Origin of the sequence: Pseudomonas sp. A214 (assembly GCF_900156295.1) — a bacterium.
GTDB classification, from domain to species: Bacteria; Pseudomonadota; Gammaproteobacteria; order Pseudomonadales; family Pseudomonadaceae; genus Aquipseudomonas; species Aquipseudomonas rhizophila.
This window is the reverse complement of sequence record NZ_LT707062.1, coordinates 2767608-2787849: the sequence shown is the minus strand read 5'-3', so window position 1 is coordinate 2787849 and position 20242 is coordinate 2767608. Positions and strand designations below refer to the sequence as shown.

At 61.4% G+C, this 20242-nt stretch carries 16 protein-coding genes and 4 tRNA genes; 2 read left to right on the top strand and 18 right to left on the bottom strand.

Going from position 1 to position 20242, the window contains the following annotated elements; genetic code table 11:
* Positions 1–192: 192 nt before the first annotated feature.
* The 9 genes from BW979_RS12560 to leuC form a co-directional block, all read right to left on the bottom strand.
* Complete coding sequence (locus tag BW979_RS12560; RefSeq protein WP_076383919.1) at positions 193–816, bottom strand: phosphoribosylanthranilate isomerase; 624 nt, start codon at positions 814–816, stop codon at positions 193–195.
* Between the two features lie 62 nt (positions 817–878).
* A complete protein-coding gene (truA, locus tag BW979_RS12555) occupies positions 879–1703 on the bottom strand; it encodes a tRNA pseudouridine(38-40) synthase TruA (protein ID WP_047229296.1) in 825 nt (274 codons plus the stop codon).
* 304 nt (positions 1704–2007) lie between these two features.
* Positions 2008–4572: a FimV/HubP family polar landmark protein gene (locus BW979_RS12550; protein ID WP_076383918.1), complete on the bottom strand. Its 2565-nt coding sequence runs from the start codon at positions 4570–4572 to the stop codon at positions 2008–2010.
* A gap of 208 nt (positions 4573–4780) precedes the next feature.
* Positions 4781–5791, bottom strand: a complete 1011-nt coding sequence (locus BW979_RS12545) for an aspartate-semialdehyde dehydrogenase (RefSeq protein ID WP_076383917.1) — start codon at positions 5789–5791, stop codon at positions 4781–4783.
* Positions 5792–6041: 250 nt separating this feature from the next.
* On the bottom strand, positions 6042–7154 hold the full coding sequence (gene asd / locus BW979_RS12540; protein ID WP_047229242.1) for an aspartate-semialdehyde dehydrogenase: 1113 nt from the start codon (positions 7152–7154) through the stop codon (positions 6042–6044).
* A 54-nt stretch (positions 7155–7208) separates the two neighbouring features.
* Positions 7209–8291, bottom strand: a complete 1083-nt coding sequence (gene leuB / locus BW979_RS12535) for a 3-isopropylmalate dehydrogenase (protein WP_047229243.1) — start codon at positions 8289–8291, stop codon at positions 7209–7211.
* Positions 8292–8342: 51 nt separating this feature from the next.
* A complete protein-coding gene (locus tag BW979_RS12530) occupies positions 8343–9107 on the bottom strand; it encodes a class I SAM-dependent methyltransferase (protein WP_076383916.1) in 765 nt (254 codons plus the stop codon).
* Between the two features lie 135 nt (positions 9108–9242).
* Complete coding sequence (gene leuD, locus BW979_RS12525; RefSeq protein ID WP_047229245.1) at positions 9243–9887, bottom strand: 3-isopropylmalate dehydratase small subunit; 645 nt, start codon at positions 9885–9887, stop codon at positions 9243–9245.
* Between the two features lie 11 nt (positions 9888–9898).
* A complete protein-coding gene (gene leuC / locus BW979_RS12520; protein WP_076383915.1) occupies positions 9899–11317 on the bottom strand; it encodes a 3-isopropylmalate dehydratase large subunit in 1419 nt (472 codons plus the stop codon).
* Between the two features lie 156 nt (positions 11318–11473).
* Here leuC and BW979_RS12515 point away from each other — a divergent pair, with 156 nt between their 5' ends.
* Both BW979_RS12515 and BW979_RS12510 read left to right on the top strand, forming a co-directional pair.
* Positions 11474–12364, top strand: a complete 891-nt coding sequence (locus BW979_RS12515; RefSeq protein WP_047229247.1) for a LysR family transcriptional regulator — start codon at positions 11474–11476, stop codon at positions 12362–12364.
* A 69-nt stretch (positions 12365–12433) separates the two neighbouring features.
* The gene (locus BW979_RS12510) at positions 12434–15712 is read left to right on the top strand and encodes an EAL domain-containing protein (RefSeq protein WP_047229248.1); all 3279 of its coding nucleotides are present in this window, start codon (positions 12434–12436) and stop codon (positions 15710–15712) included.
* Positions 15713–15787: 75 nt separating this feature from the next.
* On the opposite strand, the gene BW979_RS12505 is transcribed toward BW979_RS12510, so the two are convergent.
* The 9 genes from BW979_RS12505 to BW979_RS12465 form a co-directional block, all read right to left on the bottom strand.
* A complete protein-coding gene (locus tag BW979_RS12505; protein WP_047229249.1) occupies positions 15788–16240 on the bottom strand; it encodes an Hsp20 family protein in 453 nt (150 codons plus the stop codon).
* A 120-nt stretch (positions 16241–16360) separates the two neighbouring features.
* Positions 16361–17320 carry a tRNA dihydrouridine synthase gene (locus tag BW979_RS12500; RefSeq protein WP_076383914.1) on the bottom strand — a complete coding sequence of 320 codons (960 nt, stop codon included), beginning with the start codon at positions 17318–17320 and terminating at the stop codon, positions 16361–16363.
* 247 nt (positions 17321–17567) lie between these two features.
* On the bottom strand, positions 17568–18017 hold the full coding sequence (locus BW979_RS12495) for an acyl-CoA thioesterase (protein WP_047229251.1): 450 nt from the start codon (positions 18015–18017) through the stop codon (positions 17568–17570).
* A gap of 85 nt (positions 18018–18102) precedes the next feature.
* On the bottom strand, positions 18103–18936 hold the full coding sequence (locus BW979_RS12490) for an alpha/beta fold hydrolase (RefSeq protein ID WP_047229252.1): 834 nt from the start codon (positions 18934–18936) through the stop codon (positions 18103–18105).
* A gap of 28 nt (positions 18937–18964) precedes the next feature.
* Positions 18965–19504, bottom strand: a complete 540-nt coding sequence (locus BW979_RS12485; protein WP_076383913.1) for a TetR/AcrR family transcriptional regulator — start codon at positions 19502–19504, stop codon at positions 18965–18967.
* Between the two features lie 180 nt (positions 19505–19684).
* Positions 19685–19760, bottom strand: a tRNA-Glu gene (locus tag BW979_RS12480).
* A gap of 75 nt (positions 19761–19835) precedes the next feature.
* Positions 19836–19911 (bottom strand) — tRNA-Ala (locus BW979_RS12475).
* A gap of 53 nt (positions 19912–19964) precedes the next feature.
* Positions 19965–20040, bottom strand: a tRNA-Glu gene (locus BW979_RS12470).
* Between the two features lie 79 nt (positions 20041–20119).
* A tRNA-Ala gene (locus tag BW979_RS12465) sits at positions 20120–20195 on the bottom strand.
* Positions 20196–20242: the final 47 nt, after the last annotated feature.

The window sequence follows — 20242 nt, the reverse complement described above, 5'->3', positions numbered from 1 at the left end:
TTGTGCGGCGAGGGTCGAGGGACCACCACGATCAGCGCGAAGCATGACCTGCGTGCAGCCCAACCTCCTCAGCCATCCCGGCAACCGCGGCACCGCGGCTACCACTACGCTATCGGCCCACCCGGAGGCGGCGCCTGCCTGCTTTGTACAGTGCTGGTATGGACGGCGGCAGTCTGCCAGCCGTCACATTGACTACTGGCTGCTGCGTACAGCGGCCATGAACGCACGAATCCTGGCCGGATCCTTGATGCCCTTGCTTTGCTCTACCCCACCGCTGACATCGACCGCGTAAGGGCGAACCTGACGGATGGCTTCGGCCACGTTTTGCGCCGTCAACCCACCGGCGAGGATAATCGGTTTGCTCAGGCCCTGGGGCACCAGCGACCAGTCGAATGCTTCACCGGTCCCACCGGGAACGCCTTCCACATAGGTGTCCAGCAGTATGCCACTGGCACCGGCAAAGGCATCGCAACTGGCCGCGATGTCATCACCGGCCTTGACCCGCAACGCCTTGATGTACGGACGATGCCAGCCCTCGCAATCGGCGGGCGTCTCGTCCCCGTGAAACTGCAACAGGGCCAACGGCACCGCGTCGAGTATCTCGCCCAGCTCACAACGACTGGCGTTGACGAACAGGCCGACGGGGGTCACGAACGGAGGCAAGGCCCGGATGATCGCCCTCGCCTGCTGCACCGTCACCGCGCGCGGGCTCTTGGCATAAAACACCAGCCCGATGGCATCGGCACCAGCCTCCACCGCCGCCAGCGCGTCCTCGACGCGGGTGATCCCGCAAATCTTGCTGCGAACGGCCGGCATGTCGTCAAAACCTCAGGCAAATCCGTGAAAGTCCCGGATGGTAGCAAATGCTGCGCAGGGCGTCAGCCGTCGAGTTCCGAGAAGCCCGTGAGGAAATGTGGCCCGATGTAACGCTGCGGCAGCTCGAATTCATCGTGGTATTCGACCTGCACCAGGTACAGGCCAAACGGGTGCGCCGTCACGCCGCCGGAACGCCGGATGCGGCTTTCGAGCACTTCCTTGATCCACTCCACCGGCCGCTCACCGGCACCGATGGTCATCAGCACGCCCGCGATGTTGCGCACCATGTGATGCAGGAAGGCGCTGGCGCGGATATCGAGCACGATCATTTTGCCGTGGCGGGTCACCCGCAGGTGATGCAGCTCTTTGATCGGTGACTTGGCCTGGCACTGGCCGGCGCGAAAGGCGCTGAAATCATGAACACCGACCAGGTACTGCGCGGCTTCAGCCATGCGCTCGACGTCCAGCGGACGGTGGTTCCAGGTGATTTCTTCGTTCAGATGCGCGGGGCGGATCTGGTCGTTGTAGATCACGTAGCGATAACGCCGGGCGATGGCCTTGAAGCGTGCATGGAAATGCGCCGGCATTGCCTTGGCCCAGCTGACACTGACGTCGTGAGGCAAGTTGATGTTGGCCCCCATGACCCAGGCCTTCATCGAACGCTCGACCTGGGTGTCGAAATGCACCACCTGGCCGCAGGCGTGCACGCCGGCATCGGTACGGCCGGCACAATGCAGCGACACGGGCGAATCAGCGACTTTGGACAGTGCGTTTTCGAGGGTTTCCTGCACCGTCGCCACACCGGAGGCCTGGCGCTGCCAGCCGCGATAGCGCGAGCCCTTATATTCAACGCCCAGGGCGATCCGGAAAAAGCCGTCGGCCGCCATTTCGGCGGCCGGGTTGTCTATGTTTGCCAAGGAATTACAGCCTGCTGAAGTACGCAAAGGCGGGCATTATAAGGCCGGCGGGATGGGATGCCAGTCCAACCGGTGGTCATGTGTTGAATGTACTGGCGCCATCGCGAGCAGGCTCGCTCCCACAAGGGATTTGTGCTGGGCGCAGGATTTGTGAATACCCGAGAACCTCTGTGGGAGCGAGCCTGCTCGCGATGAGGCCCGCCAGCCACCCTAAACTCCAGCCCAAACAAAAACGGCAGCCTCACCGGCTGCCGCTTTTGTTTACCCGATCACCTCAGGCCAGGCGCGACAACATTTCCTGCGCCTCGCTCTTCTGCGTGGCATCGCCTTCGCTGAGGACTTCGCCGAGGATATCCCGGGCACCATCGTTGTCACCCATGTCGATGTAGGCCTGGGCCAGATCGAGCTTGGTCGCCACTTCATCGGTACCGCTGAGGAAGTCGAAATCCGGCTCATCGTCGGCACTGGCCAACGCGTCTTCAGCAGTGAAAGTCGGCTGAGCGAGGCTGTCGGACAGGCGCTCAAGCTCGGCATTGACATCGTCCAGTTCGGACTCGAAGGCGTCCTTGGGTTTGTCTTGCACGTCCATTTCATCGGCCAGGGACAGGTCGAAATCTTCCGGCAGCTCAAGGTCGTCAGACGGGGTGTCGGCCACCGCAGGGGTTTGGACGGCAGGCTCATCCAGGCCCTTGAGGTCGTCATCCAGGTCCAGCAGGAAGTCTTCGTCGGCCAGGGCCGGCGTCGGCGCCGGGGCGTCGGCACCCAGGTCAAGGTCGAACTCCGACAGGTCATCCAGGCTTTCATTGGCCTCGGTCTGCTGCTTGAGCAACGATTCGAAGTCCAGGTCATCATCGGACGGGAATGCATCCAGCTCGACGACAGGCTCTGGCTCAGGCGTTGCCGGTGCGGCTTCCAGATCCTCAAGGCTCAGGTCGAAGGCGCTGTCGAGCTCCTCATCGGTGGGCGGCGTATCTTCCAGCAAATCCTTGACGTACTGGGCGTCCAGCTCGGCAGCGACTGCCGCGGCGGCCAGACCGGCAGTGGTGGCGACCACCATGGCCGGGAAACGGCTTTTGAGCTGTTCGACCTGGGCATAGTTTTCGCCGTTGGCCACCAGTTGGCGCTCTTGGGCAACAAAGGCGTCGCGGTCGCCCTGCTGACCGTAGACTTCCATCAGTTTCAGGCGCAGGTCGCTGCGCTGAGGCTCGGCCTTGATGCCCTGCTCAAGCAGATCGGCCGCCTGATTCAAACGACCACGATCAATGTGGGACTGGGCCTGACCCAGCACATCGTCGGAACGCTCGGCAGCCGGAGCCACCAATGGCGCGGCGATCGGCGGCGTGACGATCACGGGCGCAATCACCGGGGCTGGCTTGGGCGCTGGCGCGGGAGCGGGTTTTGGTTCGAGCTTTACGCTTGGCGGTGGAACTTCAATGCCCTCGAAGCTGCTCGGGGGCAGATCGAGCTCCGGGGAGAAATCAGCCTCCTCCTCGAGGGCTCGGGCCATGCGCAAGTGCTTCTCGGCTTCCTGTTGCGCCTTGCGGCGACGGGCCAGCAACAGCAGCAACAACAGCAGGATCAACGCGCCACCGCCAACCAGACCCAACAGGATCGGATTGGTCAGCAAATCGTTGTACTTTTGTTCGCTGGACGCTGCCGGGGCTGGCTCCACGGGAGTCACGGGCGGCGTCGCTTCAGGTGCGGGCGCAGGGGCTTGCGCCGTTGGGTCCGGCGTCAATTCTGCCGACATCGCCGGGGCCGACTCATCGAGCGGCGGTACGGCGACACCATCAGCCTGCATTTTGGCCAGTTGATTGTTCTTCAGCTCGATCAGGCGCTGCAGCTTGTCCAGCTGGCTCTGCAGATCCGCCATGCGGCTTTTGAGTTCTTCATTGTCGCGGCGAGCCGAATCGAGGCTTTCCTGGGTGACCGCGAGCTGGTTGCTCAGGGCTTGGGCATCGCCGGCAGCGCCTTTGGCGCCGGCCTTCGCAGCCTCGGCGGAGACCAGACTCAGATTATCGCGACCGGCCGCCTGGGCCGGTGCAGCTTGACTGCCACCACGCTTGGTACCGTCCAACTGCTGCTGGCCGGAACGCGCAACGCCCCGCCGCCCCTGACGCCAGGCGGCATTCTGCGCAGCCACTTCAGCGATAGCCTGGGGCTGCGGCAACGCGGTGCTTTGCACCGGGTCCGGCAGACGCAATACCTTGCCGGTCTTGAGCAAATTGATGTTGCCGTTGATGAATGCGTCCGGGTTCAACGCCTGGATCGCCAGCATGGTTTGCTGGATCGATCCGCCGTTGCGCACCTTGGCAGCAATTTCCCAAAGTGTATCGCGCGGCGTGGTGGTGTATTGGGAAGGCTTGGTGGCGCCCGTCACCGGCGTGGAGACGACCTGGGACGGCTTCGTCCGGGCGGCGTCAGCCGCCTGGGGGGAGAATTTGGAAGGGTCGATCAACACGCTGTAGTCGCGCAGCAGACGGCCATTGGGCCACATCACCTGCACCAGAAACTTGACCATCGGCTCCGACAGCGGCTGGCTGGAAGTCACCCGCAAGACGCTCTTGCCATTGGCATTGATTACCGGGGTGAAGGTCAGGTCATTGAGAAACGCCTGGCGGTCGATTCCGGCCTTGGCAAACTCCTCGGGCGAGGCCAGGCTCGGCACGACTTCGGCGGCGGTCAATTGCTGGACGTCGAGCAGCTCGATCTCGGCGACCAGAGGCTGGTTCGGCGGCGACTTCAGGGTCAATTCCCCGAGCCCGAGTGCTTGCGCCATACCGGAGGACAGCGCCGAGGCGGCCGCTATTGCTAACACCAGTTTGCGAACTTGAACCATAGCCTCTTCCTTTGTTTGAACATTCCTCGGCCAGCGAGAAGGTGTTGATGCCGCTGCCGTAAGGCATTGCGCGCCCCCCGAAGCAACGGCGCGCGCGATCGTTTCACTCATGCTCGGGGAAAGCCCCGAGAGGGAGGTTCGCCTTCAGCACTCTGGCCAAGCATAGCGCCCAGCTAGAATCATTCGACAAATTGTTGCCAAGTATCTTTTACAGCAGGTCTTTTATCAACAACTCAGCCACTTGCACAGCATTGAGCGCCGCGCCCTTGCGTACGTTATCTGACGTCAGCCACATATTTAGTTCCGCCGGGTCATCGATCCCCCCGCGCACACGTCCAACGTAGACTACATCCTGCCCTACCGCATCGCCCACCGGGGTCGGGTAATCGCCCGCCTCCACCAGCTCGATGCCGGGTGCCGCCTCCAAGGCTGCGTTGACTTTCGCCAGGTCGACGGCGCCGGCTGCCTGCACAGTCACGCTAAAGCTATCGCCAAAAAACACCGGGGCTTGAATGCAAGTGACGGAAATCTTTAACGAAGGCTGTTCCAGCACCTGACGCAATTCACGCACCAGACGCTTTTCCAGCAGCGTGTGACCCTGCTCGTCCGGGGTACCCACCTGAGCCAGCAGGTTGAACGCCATTTGCCGATCGAAAAATTTCGGCTCAAGGGGACGTGCATTGAGCAACTCGGCAGTCTGACGGGCCAGCTCACTGACGGCGGCGCGGCCCTGAGCGGACACAGCGAGACTGGCGGTCAGGCTGATACGCTGCAACGCCAGGCATTGGCGCAGCGGCGCCAGCACCACGGCCAGCGCGGTCGCCGACGCACTGGGACTGCTGACTTGAAACGGCTTGCTCAGACCCGCCAGCAGCCCGGCGTTGGCTTCCGGCACGATCTGCGGCGCCTGCTCAGGCGGCAGGGCGCCGGACAGGTCAATCAACGCGCAACCGGCCGCCGTGGCACGCGGGGCGAAGCTCAGGGTCACCGCCGGGCCGGCGGCAAAAAACACCAGTTGGACTTTGCCGAAATCAAATTCGTCGACTTCGCGCACCCGCACATTTTTGCCGCGAAACATCACCGAGCTTCCTGCCGACTCGCTGCTGGCCAGCAGGTGCAGGTTGCCGATCGGGAAGTCACGTTCTTCGAGAATCTGGACAAGGGTTTCGCCGACAGTACCGGTGGCGCCGATCACGGCAATATCAAAGGACTGGCTCATGGGTCTACCTCAGGTAAAACGTGGGGAGCGGCACTTTACCGGGTGGGGGGTATGCAGGCAATTGGCAGGGGAGTTTGCAGTGGTTGTACTGGCCCCATCGCGAGCAAGCTCGCTCCCACAGGTGTTGTGGCCACTGAAGATCCACTGTGGGAGCGAGCTTGCTCGCGATGACGATGTCACGGACGACACCGTTCCCATAAAAAAACCCGCACCTCTCACAAGGCACGGGCTCTTTCACAGCAGAGACCGATCAACGCTCGAGCAGAATCCGCAGCATGCGACGCAGCGGTTCGGCCGCGCCCCACAGCAACTGGTCGCCGACGGTGAAGGCACCGACGAATTGCGAGCCCATGTTCAACTTGCGCAGACGACCCACCGGTACGTTCAAGGTGCCGGTGACCTTGGTCGGGCTCAGCTCCTGCATGCTGATTTCGCGGTTGTTCGGCACCAGCTTGACCCAAGGGTTGTGCTGGCTGATCAGCCCTTCGATGTCGGCGATCGGCACGTCTTTGTTCAACTTGATGGTCAGCGCCTGGCTGTGGCAGCGCATGGCACCGATACGCACGCAGATGCCGTCCACCGGGATCGGGCTCTTGAAGCGACCGAGGATCTTGTTGGTTTCGGCCTGGGCCTTCCACTCTTCACGGCTCTGGCCGTTCGGCAGTTCCTTGTCGATCCACGGGATCAGGCTGCCGGCCAACGGCACGCCAAAGTTCTCGGTCGGGTACGCATCGCTGCGCATCGCCTCGGCGACCTTGCGATCGATGTCCAGGATGGCACTGGCCGGGTTGGCCAGGTCATCGGCGACAGCGGCGTGGGTCGCACCCATTTGCTTGATCAGTTCACGCATGTTCTGCGCGCCGGCCCCGGAGGCCGCCTGATAGGTCATGGCACTCATCCACTCCACCAGACCGGCCTCGAACAGGCCGCCCAGGCCCATCAGCATAAGGCTGACGGTGCAGTTGCCGCCAATGTAGTTCTTGGTGCCCGCGTCCAGTTGCTGGTCGATGACCTTGCGGTTCACCGGGTCGAGAATGATCACGGCGTCGTCCTGCATGCGCAGGCTGGAGGCGGCGTCGATCCAGTAACCCTGCCAGCCGGCTTCACGCAGTTTTGGGAAGACTTCGCTGGTGTAGTCGCCACCCTGACAGGTCAGGATCACGTCGAGAGTCTTGAGCTCGTCAATGCTGTAGGCATCCTTGAGCGCACCGGTGTCCTTGCCCACGGACGGGCCCTGGCCACCGACATTGGAGGTGGTGAAAAACACCGGTTCAATGAGATCGAAATCCTGCTCTTCCAGCATTCGCTGCATGAGCACGGAACCGACCATGCCGCGCCAACCGATCAGACCTACACGTTTCATCGCAACTACACCTATACAAAAGTGGGCCACCGTCGAAGCGGTGGGCCGCAAAGATTACAGATTACGCAACGCGGCGACTACTGCATCGCCCATTTGCTGCGTACCGACTTTGGTACAACCGGTCGACCAGATGTCGCCCGTGCGCAAACCTTGATCCAATACCACACTGACCGCCTTCTCGATGGCATCAGCCGCGTCATTGAGACTGAAGCTGTAGCGCAGCATCATCGACACCGACAGGATGGTTGCCAACGGGTTGGCAATGCCCTGCCCGGCAATGTCCGGCGCCGAACCGTGGCATGGCTCGTACATGCCTTTGTTGTTGGCATCCAGGGAGGCCGACGGCAGCATGCCGATGGAGCCGGTGAGCATCGAGGCTTCATCGGACAGGATGTCACCGAACATATTGTCGGTGACGATCACGTCGAACTGCTTGGGCGCGCGCACCAGTTGCATGGCAGCGTTATCGACGTACATGTGGCTCAGTTCGATGTCCGGGTAATCCTTGGCCACCTGCTCGACCACTTCGCGCCACAGTTGGCTGGAAGCCAGGACGTTGGCCTTGTCCACCGAGCACAGTTTTTTGCCGCGCACCCGCGCCATATCAAAACCGACCCGGGCGATACGGCGGATTTCGCTCTCGCTGTACGGCAAGGTGTCGTAGGCCTGACGCTCGCCATTATCCAGCTCACGGGTGCCACGCGGGGCGCCGAAGTAGATACCGCCGGTCAGTTCACGGACGATGAGGATGTCCAGGCCCGAAACGATTTCCGGCTTCAGGCTCGAAGCGTCGGCCAGTTGCGGGTAGAGGATTGCCGGACGCAGATTGCCGAACAGGCCCAGTTGCGCACGGATCTTCAGCAGGCCGCGCTCAGGACGGATGTCGCGTTCGATCTTGTCCCATTTCGGGCCGCCCACGGCGCCCAGCAGTACGGCATCGGCGGCACGCGCGCGATCCAGGGTTTCATCGGCCAGGGGGACGCCATGCTTGTCGATCGCAGCGCCGCCGATCACATCGTGGCTGAGTTCAAAGCCCAGGCCGTACTTGTCGTTCGCCAGCTCTAGGACCTTGACCGCTTCGGCCATGATTTCCGGGCCAATACCGTCGCCTGGGAGAATCAGAATCTGCTTGCTCATGTTTTCCTCGTTTGCTCTGTCGGCCCGCGCTTGGACTGGCCGGAAAAAGTGCTATCGCTCGGCCCACAGCACCAGTACGTCTGTACTGAACGAACCATCGGCCTCAATCTCAAAATATTCACGCACCTCAACACCCATCGATCGCTGCAGCTCACGGATCGCCCCACGCATCACTTCGGGGGTGCGCATGCGCTCGACCCACGACTGGTACTCCAGGCGCAGACGCTGGCGCGTGGTGCTGCGGGTATGCAACCCCGCCTCGCTGACCTGGCGCAACCACTCGCCGGCCGAATAATCGCGAACATGGCTGGTGTCACGCAGCACCTCAACGCTTTGCAGGTACGTGTCCAACAACGGCATGCCGGGTGACAGGACATCAATGAACGCCGCCACTCCACCCGGCTTGAGCACCCGGCGCACTTCCCGCAGCGCCAAGCCCAGGTCGCTCCAATGATGCGCCGAATAGCGGCTGAACACGAAGTCGAACTCAGCGTCAGCGAACGGCAGGCGTTCGGCGGCGCCGCACACCGTGGTGATGTTACTCAGGCCACGATCCGCTGCCGCCGTAGCTACAACGTCAAGCATTGGCTGGGACAGGTCGTAGGCCACCACTTCACCGGCCAGCGGCGCCACATGGAAACTCACGTGCCCAGCGCCGCAGCCCAGGTCCAGCACACGGGCCTCGCCGCGCCCGGCAAGCTCAGCCTGCAGCAGGGCGAACTCAGTGCCCTGGGCGTGCACGGCACTGCTCAGATAGGCCGAAGCCTGTTCACCGAATTGCTTTTGTACGACCTGACTGTGGGCGGTGCTAGTCATGGGGACTTCCTTTTGGCTGGGTCTGTTCTGGCGTCATCGCGAGCAGGCTCGCTCCCACAAGGGATTTTGTCAGCGCCGCAAATCCAATGTGGGAGCGAGCCTGCTCGCGATGGCATCTTCACGCCTTACACAAGATCAAGCATCCCGAAACAACCAAGGCTGGCTCGCCCGGTGCTTGGCCTCGAACGTGGCAATCGCCTCGCCGTCCTGCAAGGTCAGGCCGATGTCGTCCAGACCGTTGAGCAGGCAGTGCTTACGGAATGCATCGATCTCGAAACGCAACACCTTGCCGTCAGGACGGGTCACGGTCTGGGCCGCCAGGTCGATCTGCAGTTGATAGCCGGGGTTGGCCTCGACCTGCTGGAACAACTCATCGACTTCAGCGTCGCTCAGGATGATCGGCAACAAGCCGTTCTTGAAGCTGTTGTTGAAGAAGATGTCGGCGTAGCTCGGCGCAATGATGCTGCGAAAGCCGTACTCTTCAAGGGCCCATGGCGCGTGTTCGCGACTGGAGCCGCAGCCGAAGTTTTCGCGGGCCAGCAACACGCTGGCGCCTTGGTAACGTTCGGCGTTGAGGACGAAATCCTTGTTCAACGGGCGCTTGGAGTTGTCCTGGTAGGGCTGGCCCACATCCAGGTAGCGCCACTCGTCAAACAGGTTCGGGCCGAAGCCGGTGCGCTTGATCGACTTCAAAAACTGCTTGGGGATGATCTGGTCGGTGTCGACGTTGGCACGATCCAAAGGCGCGACAAGACCAGTGTGCTGGGTAAAAGCTTTCATGCTGCGCTCCTTCAGATCAATTCACGGACGTCGACGAAACGGCCGTTGACGGCGGCGGCGGCGGCCATGGCCGGGCTGACCAGATGCGTACGGCCACCGGCGCCCTGACGGCCTTCGAAGTTACGGTTGGAGGTGGAGGCGCAATGCTCGCCCGACTCCAAACGGTCCGGGTTCATCGCCAGGCACATCGAGCACCCAGGCTCACGCCATTCGAAACCGGCCTCGAGGAAAATCTTGTCCAGACCTTCGGCTTCGGCCTGGGCCTTCACCAGGCCCGAGCCTGGCACCACGATGGCCTGCTTGATGGTCGAGGCGACTTTGCGGCCCTTGGCGATCACCGCCGCTGCGCGCAGGTCTTCGATCCGCGAGTTGGTGCAGGAGCCAATGAACACACGGTCCAGCTGAATGTCGGTGATCGCCTGGTTGGCGCTCAAACCCATGTATTTCAGGGCGCGGACGATGGAGTCTCGCTTGACCAGATCCATCTCCTTGGCAGGATCGGGCACGTTCTGGTCCACGGCCAGGACCATTTCCGGGGAAGTGCCCCAGCTGACTTGCGGCTTGATTTGCGTCGCGTCGAGTTCGACCACGGTGTCGAACTGCGCGTCGGCATCGGAAACCAGGTCTTTCCAGGCTTGCACCGCCATGTCCCACTCGGCGCCCTTGGGGGCGAACGGACGGCCCTTGACGTACTCCACGGTTTTTTCATCGGCGGCCACCAGCCCGACACGAGCGCCGGCTTCGATGGACATGTTGCAGATGGTCATGCGCCCTTCCACGGACAAATCGCGGATGGCGCTGCCGGCGAACTCGATGGCGTGGCCGTTACCACCGGCAGTGCCGATCTTGCCGATCACGGCCAGGACGATGTCTTTGGCGGTCACGCCAAACGGCAGCTTGCCCTCGACGCGCACCAGCATGTTTTTCATTTTCTTGGCGACCAGGCACTGGGTAGCGAGCACGTGCTCGACCTCGGAGGTGCCGATGCCGTGGGCCAAGGCGCCAAACGCACCATGGGTGGAAGTATGGGAGTCGCCGCAGACCACGGTCATGCCGGGCAAGGTCGCGCCCTGCTCCGGGCCAATGACGTGGACGATACCCTGGCGCACGTCATTCATCTTGAATTCAACGATGCCGTACTCGTCACAGTTATCGTCAAGGGTCTGCACCTGCAAGCGCGACACCTGATCGGCAATGGCTTCGATGCCGCCCTTGCGCTCCGGTGTGGTCGGCACGTTGTGGTCCGGGGTCGCGATATTGGCATCGATGCGCCACGGCTTGCGCCCGGCCAGACGCAGGCCTTCGAAGGCTTGCGGCGAAGTCACTTCATGGATGATGTGACGGTCGATGTAGATCAGCGCCGAACCATCGTCGCGCTGCTTGACCAAATGCGAATCCCAGAGCTTGTCGTAGAGCGTTTTGCCGGCCATCAGACGGTTCCTCATCAGCTTGTTTCTATGCCCCGGGTCTTGAGTGAATCAATAACCCCTTGGCTTGTGAGGCTGATCTTATGAGGCTACATTAAATAACTCAAATTCATATTTTTCATGCTTTGCATAACCATTTGGAATTCGACCAGGACGACCATGGACCTCGCCAGCCTTAACGCCTTTATCGCCATCGCCGAGACCGGCAGTTTCTCCGGCGCCGGTGAACGCCTGCACCTGACCCAGCCGGCCATCAGCAAGCGTATCGCCGGGCTGGAGCAACAGCTCAAAGTGCGTCTGTTCGATCGGCTCGGTCGAGAAGTCGGCCTGACCGAGGCTGGCCGAGCCCTTCTGCCACGGGCCTATCAGATTCTGAACGTGCTGGATGACACCCGCCGCGCCCTGACCAACCTGACCGGCGAAGTGACCGGACGCCTGACGCTCGCCACCAGCCACCATATCGGCCTGCATCGGCTGCCACCTCTATTGAGGGAGTTCACCCGACGCTACCCTGAGGTGGCGCTGGATATTCAGTTCCTCGATTCGGAAGTGGCCTACGAAGAAATTCTCCACGGCCGGGCGGAGCTGGCGGTCATCACCCTGGCCCCGGAACCGCACACGCTGGTACGCGCCACGCCGGTGTGGGACGACCCCCTGGATTTCGTGGTGGCGCCGGAACACGCGCTGTTGGACAACGGCCCGGTCAGCCTGGCAGACATCGCCTTGCATCCGGCGGTTTTCCCCGGCGGCAATACCTTTACCCACCACATTGTTCAACGCCTGTTCGAAGCCCAGGGCCTGACGCCGAACATCGCCATGAGCACGAATTATCTGGAAACCATAAAAATGATGGTCTCCATCGGCCTGGCCTGGAGCGTCCTGCCGCGCACCATGCTCGATGAACAGGTGGCACGCATTCCTTTGCCGGGCATACAGCTCAGTCGCCAGCTAGGCTATATCTTGCACACCGAACGGACGCTGTCGAATGCTGCACGGGCTTTCATGTCCTTACTGGACGCACAAATCGATCTGCCAGGGAAAAGGGCATAGGTTGTGCTACTCCTATAGAGCCGAAACGCCTGCGCCCAACGCCCCAAATTGCCCAAGGCTCGCGAGATAATGCCCAAATCCGCTGACCAATTCCCGCCCCTGCCGCGCATTCAGGCGCTAGACCCGAAACGGTCCGAGCAAAGCTGGGACAGCGCCCCCCAGTTGCTGGCCGCCTTGAACGGCGCGCGCCTGGGAGCCTGGTCGTGGGACATTGATACCGGGCGGATCAGTTGGTCACGGGGCACCCAGGCGCTGTTCGGCTTCGATCCGCGCCAGCCATTGCCGGCGGATGTGGACTATCTGGACCTGTTGCTCCCCCAAGACCGAGCAAAGGCCATCCGCGCCTTTCATGCGGCTGTGGCCGGTGCGCCGCTGGAACAGGCCATGCACCATCGCATCGTCTGGCCCGACGGCAGCCTGCACTGGCTGGAAATCAACGGCAGCGTATTACCCGACAAACACGGCCGCCCGCGGATGATCGGAGTAATCCGGGAGATCACGCACCAGCGCGAACGGGAGCAGGCACTGCGCAACTCGGAAAAACGCTTCGCCACGCTCTTTCACCTATGTCCGAATATGGTGTTGCTGACCCGCCAGGAAGACGGGCTGATCATCGAGGCCAACCAGTATTTCGAAAGTCTGTTTGGCTGGCCGCTGCACGACATCATCGGCCGCACGACGCTGGAACTGGGCCTATGGGTCGACCCCGGACAGCGGGCAAAACTGGTGGAGATCATCAAGGCCAACGGCGAAATGGCGAGCATGGAGGTGGAACTGCAGGCCAGCAATGGTCAGATCCACAGCGGCCTGCTCAGCGCCCAGAAGGTCGAGCTGGAAGGCCAACCTTATCTGCTGAGCACCTTCCTCGATACCACCGAACGCAAACTCGCCGAACAGGCCCTCAAGGACAGCCAGGAACGCCTTGATCTGGCCCTCGATTCGGCGCAACTGGGCACCTGGGACTGGCATATTCCCAGCGGCATGCTCTACGGCTCGGCCCGGGCGGCGCAGTTGCATGGCCTGGAGCCCAAGCCGTTCCACGAGTCGTTCGATGCGTTTTTCGAAGGGGTGCCCGATGACGAGCGCAACAACATGCGCAACGCCTACCGCAGCCTGCGGGAAGGCCCGGCGGGGAATTATCAACTGACCTACCGCGTACAAATGCCGGACGGCAGCGCCCGATACCTGGAAAGCCGCGCACGTCTCTATCGCAATGACGACGGCAGCCCGCTGCGCATGGCCGGTACCTTGCTGGACATCACTGACCAGGTAGAACGCGAACAGAGCCTGGCGGCGTCGGAAGAAAAATTCGCCACCCTGTTCCAGGTCAGCCCCGACCCGATCTGCGTAACTCATCAGGATAGTGGCCGGTTCCTCGAAATCAATTCCAGCTTCACCCAGACCTTCGGCTGGTCAGCCACCGACGTGATCGGCCTGAGCGCCGACGAAATCGGCCTGTGGGACGCCTCGGGGAGCAGCCTGCAACGCATCGAAAGGGTGATACGCGAGCGCTCCCTGAACAACGTGGCCGTCGTCGTCCACCATAAAAACGGCCAGCCGCTGACATGCGTGATTTCCAGTCGCCAGATCAACGTCGGCAACCAGCCCTGCATTGTCACCACCCTGCGGGATATCTCCCAGCAGCAGCGCTCTGAAGCGGCCCTCAAGGCCAGCGAGGAGAAATTCGCCAAGGCTTTCCATTCCAGCCCTGACGCCATCACCATCACCGAACGCGACAGCGGCCGCTACCTCGAAGTCAATGACGGCTTCTGCCGCCTGACCGGCTACCGCGCCGACGAAGTGATCGGGCATACGGTCTACGAGGTCGGTATCTGGGCCGAAGAAAAACAACGCATGGCATTGCTGGCCGAACTGGAGCTCAAGGGCCGGGTGCATCACCAGGAAATGCTCGGGCGCAATAAACGCGGAGAGATCCTCACGGTGGAGGTCTCGGTCGAACCGATCATGCTCAATGAGACGGCCTGCCTGCTGCTGACCGCCCGGGACGTGAGCCTGTTGCGCAATGCCGAAGCACAGATCCGCCACCTGGCCTATCACGATCCGCTGACCAACCTGCCCAACCGCGCCTTACTGATGGATCGGCTGAGCCAGCAGATCGCCTTGCTCAAGCGCCATAACCTGCGGGGCGCTCTGCTGTTTCTGGACCTGGACCACTTCAAGCACATCAACGACTCCCTGGGCCACCCGGTGGGCGACACGGTGCTGAAAATCATCACCGCACGCCTGGAAGCCAGCGTGCGCCTGGAAGACACCGTGGCGAGGCTGGGCGGCGACGAATTCGTGGTGCTGCTCAGCGGCTTGGAAGGCACCCGCAGCGCAGTCAGCCAACAGGTACAGAACCTGGCCGACACTCTGCGCGAATTACTGTCGGAGCCGATGTTTCTCGATGGCCAACGGTTGCAGGTCACGCCGAGCATCGGCATGGCGCTGATTCCCGACCATGGCTCCACCCCCACCGACCTGCTCAAGCGCGCCGACATTGCGCTGTACCGCGCCAAGGATTCGGGGCGCAACACCTCGCAGATGTTCCACACCACCATGCAAAAAGCCGCCAGCGAACGGCTGCGCATGGAAACCGACCTGCGCCAGGCCTTGGCTCGCGGGGAGTTCAGCGTACATTTCCAACCTCAGGTCGACGCCCGGGACAACCGCATCATCGGCGCCGAAACGCTGGTGCGCTGGCATCACCCCGAATTGGGCGCCCAATCGCCGAATGAATTCATCAAAGTGCTGGAGGACAGCGGGCTGATTCTGGAAGTTGGCACCTGGATTCTCGATGAAGCCTGCAACGGCTTCAAACAACTGATCGCCAAGGGCAAGATCGATCCGCTGCAATTCAGCCTGTGCGTGAATATCAGCCCACGGCAGTTCCGCCAGAGCGACTTCGTCGAGCGCATCGAAAGCTGCCTCGCCACCTATGGCCTGCCTTACGCCATGCTCAAGCTGGAAATCACTGAGGGCATCGTGATCCAGAATCTGGACGACACCATCGCCAAGATGCGTCGCCTGAAAAAATTGGGAGTGAGCTTCGCCATGGACGATTTCGGGACCGGTTATTCGTCGCTGACCTACCTTAAACGTCTGCCGGTGGACACCTTGAAAATCGATCAGTCATTCGTGCGCGACGCCACCAGCGACCCCAACGATACCGAAATCATCCGCGCCATCGTCGCCATGGCCCGCAGCCTTGAGCTGGAGGTGATCGCCGAAGGTGTCGAAACCCCGGAACAACTGAGTTTCCTGCAGGGGCTGGGTTGCCATTTGTACCAGGGCTACCTGCACAGTCGGCCGTTGCCGCTAGACGCGTTTGAGCGACTGTTGCCCTGACAAAGGAGCCCGCAATGAGGGCTCCACAAATGAAAAAGGGCGCCAATGGCGCCCTTCTTCATTAGTTGCGATGCATCAGTTTTGCAGCGCGGGTTGTTGCTGCGCCCCGTTGATCGGGATGCGCTTGGCTTTCGCCTCTTCCGGGATCACTCGCAACAGGTCGATGCTCAACAGACCGTTGCTCAGGCCGGCGGATTTGATCTCGATATGATCGGCCAACCGGAAGGACAGCTTGAACGCACGCTGGGCGATACCCTGGTGCAGGTAGGTCACGCTGTCGTTGCTCGCTTCGCGCTTACCACCGCTGATGGTCAGCACACCTTTTTCCACTTGCAGGTCCAGGTCGTCTTCCTGGAACCCGGCGGCGGCAACCACGATGCGATACTCGTCATCGCCATGTTTTTCCACGTTGTAGGGTGGATAGCTACTGCCCGGTTCGTTGCGCAAGGCGGTTTCGAACAGGTCGTTGAAACGGTCGAAGCCCACCGAGGAACGGAACAGAGGGGCCAGGGAAAATGCAGTACTCATGATTCAAATCTCCTGAAAAGTTCAGCAAGGTTTTTTGTCTCCGCGACCCGAATTCGGCATCGCGTAATCCCTATCTAGGGACCGCCAAAAACTTTTCAAGAGGTTGTTTTGAAATTTTTTTCAGGCCGCTTCGGTGCGCTGCACGCCCAGCAAATGGCCTACCGCGTCCAGGTCGGTTTCCCGGCGCAGGGCGGTAAACAGCTCTACCGCTTCGGGATAATTGCGAGTCAGCATCGCCAGCCACTGCTTCAACCGGCCGGGCGCCTGGCGTGGGGTCAATTGCTCGACCACCTGCACCCAGAAGTCCTGGAGCATCGGTTGCAATTCGGCCCAGGACAGCTCGATCACCTCTTCACCGGCCCTGGCCGCAGCGATCTGCCGGGCCAGATCAGGACGGGAAACGAGGCCGCGACCGAGCATGATGTCTTCCACACCACTGATCTCGCGGCACCGGCGCCAGTCTTCAACGCTCCAGATATCGCCGTTGGCGAATACCGGGACCTTGACCACATCCTGAACCCGTGGGATCCACTCCCAGTGGGCCGGTGGTTTATAGCCGTCGGTCTTGGTCCGCGCATGCACCACAATGTGCGCCGCGCCACCTTCGGCCAATGCCGTGGCACAGACCAACGCCCCATCCGGGCTGTCGAAACCCAGGCGCATCTTGGCGGTAACGGGAATGTGCCTGGGCACCGCGCGGCGCACGTGCTCGACAATTTCGTTGAGCAGCTCCGGCTCTTTGAGCAACACCGCCCCACCCCGTGATTTATTCACAGTCTTGGCCGGACAGCCGAAGTTCAGGTCGATAACCTGCGAACCCAGCTCGCAGGCCAATGCGGCGTTCTCCGCCAGGCACACCGGATCGGAACCCAGCAATTGCACCCGCAGCGGTACGCCGGCAGCGGTCCGGGCACCGGTCAGCAGCTCAGGGGCAAGCTTGTGGAAATAGGCCGGTGTGAGCAGACGGTCATTGATGCGAATGAACTCGGTCACGCACCAGTCGATACCGCCAACACGGGTCAGAACGTCCCGCAGGATGTTGTCAACCAACCCCTCCATGGGCGCCAGGGCAATTTGCATGGAAAAACACACTCAACGAAAAACGTGCGGCAGTTTACCGGATTTTGCCCACAACATCGGAATTCACCACCAATCCCCTGTGGGAGTTGAGCTTGCTCGTGATAGCGCTGGGTCAGCTTGCATTGATACCGAATGTGCGGCCGTCATCGCGAGCAAGCTCGGCTCCCACACTGGATCCCGCGTGTTCACAGATTCTGCATCCACCACAGATCCCTGTGGGAGCGAGCTTGCTCGCGATAGCGCTGGGTCAGTCTATGAGAATGCCGGATGTCATCAGCGCAGGACCATAACCCTCGATGAACTCCGGCGGCATGCGCTTGGGCCTGCCGGTGGACAGTTCAATGCAGACAAATGTGGTCTGGGCCCGCAATAACGTGGTGTTGTCGCTGGGGCGAATCAGCTGGAAATGCCGATTCATCTTCAATCGCTGATCCCAGTCGACGATCCAGGTAGCCAGTTGCAACTCGTCACCTTCGTAGGCCGCCGCCAGGTAATCGATCTCATGACGCACAACCGCCATGGCCCGGTCCAGCCGCCGATACTCCACCAGATCCAGCCCCAGGCGCTGGGAATGGCGCCAGGCACAGCGCTCAAGCCAGGTGACGTATACCGCGTTATTGGCGTGGCCCAGCCCGTCGATGTCTTCAGCATTTACTTGAAGATCAATAATGAACGGCGTTGCCCGATCCCAGCCCATGCCCCTCTCCCAGTCGAATTTGGTGGGGGCCAGTGTAACGGATCCGAGCTTGACCGCCATCGCGGCCAAGCCTTGCTCCCACAGATCAAGCCGATTGCCGTGCTTGCAGACTGCGCCCGGCCAGCAGGGATAACACGCCATCAATGACGCGAGGATCGGCCAGCACCCGCTGGTGGCCGCCCTGCGGCAAGCGCAGCAAGCGGCTGTCGAACCAGGCTTCGTGAATCAGTTGCGATTCCTTGACCGAAACGAAGGTGTCGTCCTCGGCATGGACAATCAGCCCGGGCACGTCCAGTTGGTAATGGGCGACATCCATCCTCGAAGCCGGCATGCCCACATCGTTTTCCACTTGGCGAATGAAGGCCGATCGCGCCTTGGGCGGCAGCCCCATCATCCGGGCGAACCCACGCAGCACGCCAAGAATGCGCGCAGGCGCCGCAATGCTGACCAGAGTCTCGGTCCGCAACCCCAGCTGAACCGCGAGCATGGCACTGGCACCACCCATGGAATGCCCAACCACGGCTTGCAGAGGTGGTAACTCCGCCGCGGCTTCGAGCATGGCCCTGGCAAACAGCAGGACATTGGCCTCGCGCCCAGGTGAGCGGCCATGGGCCGGGCCGTCCAACGCCACCACCGTGTAGCCGGCACCTACCAGCGCCGTGATCAGCGCGGCAAATTGCGTGGGTCGCCCTTCCCAGCCATGCATCAACAAGACGGTCGGACCTTTGCCCCAACGCAAGGCGGACAGACCGAAGCGTAAGGTGATGCGCTCGGAGGTCGCCAGCAATGGCAGCTCCCAATCCCTTGGCGGCAAGTCCCGGGGACGCATGAACAGCGATCGCATCTTCTTCGCCACCAGGCCCGGAGCCACCCATCCCAGCGTGCCATTGACGCCACGAATCCAGCTAAACCTGTTCATCGCTCATCTCCAGGGCTTGCGCCTTAGCTCATCGCACCGCCGACTTGGCAGCGCGCAGCAACCGATCCGATAACTCTCCCGGGCCCAACGCTCGCGCCAAGGCCAGGCCGCCGACCATCAGGGCAATGTCAGCCAAGGCCTTGTCGGCGTCTTCCGGGCTGGCCGCCAACTGCGCAACCATCAGCTCAATATGCTCATTGAGCACCTCACGAAACTCATCCGGCAGCCGCCCGAGCTCGCCGACCGATGCCGGGATCGGGCAGGCCAGATCGGTGGTATCACGGTGCTTGCGCGACAGGTAGAACGCGGCTGCCAGGGTTCGCCGCTCCTCACCGCTCAGCTCGGCATCCATGTCAGCGATCAAGCCACGACGCTGGCTGAGCAGTTGCTTGAATGCCTCGAGCATCAAGGCATCCTTGCTTTCGAAGTGGGCATAGAAGCCGCCCACTGTCAGCCCGGCGGCGCCCATCACTTCGCCGACACTCGGCTCGGCCGGACCCCGCTGAATCAGCGCAGCACTGGCGGCCTTGAGTATGCGTTCGCGGGTTTGCGCTTTTTTATCGCTCATCGTTACCTCCGAATATTACGACTGAAATATTATCCATGTAATAATTTTCCGCAAGCGGAAATTTTGACCGCTGGTCAGAAGCATCGTTAAAGGAATTGAAGATTGGCCGAACGCCAGACAAACAAAAGGGCCATTCAAGAATTGAATGACCCTTATAAAATCCCGCAGAGCGGGTAATCGTGGCGTCCCCTAGGGGACTCGAACCCCTGTTACCGCCGTGAAAGGGCGGTGTCCTAGGCCACTAGACGAAGGGGACACAAACCTTCTAACTTGATCAGCGCTGAGAACTGATCGATTCAAGGTCGGTGTGGCCAAACCTTGAACCTGTAATTGGTGGAGCTAGACGGGATCGAACCGTCGACCTCTTGCATGCCATGCAAGCGCTCTCCCAGCTGAGCTATAGCCCCGGATTTTTCGCCTCGCGGCGGAGCGACATCTTGCAACATCGCTTCTGTAAAACTGGCGTCCCCTAGGGGACTCGAACCCCTGTTACCGCCGTGAAAGGGCGGTGTCCTAGGCCACTAGACGAAGGGGACGCAAACCCTTCTATACAACTGATCAACGCTGAGTGTTGATCGCTTCAAGACCGGTGTGGCCAGGCCTTGAAGTGTAAATTGGTGGAGCTAGACGGGATCGAACCGTCGACCTCTTGCATGCCATGCAAGCGCTCTCCCAGCTGAGCTATAGCCCCTCATCGCTGAGGACGGGGCGAATCTTAAGGGCGTATCCGAGGGCTGT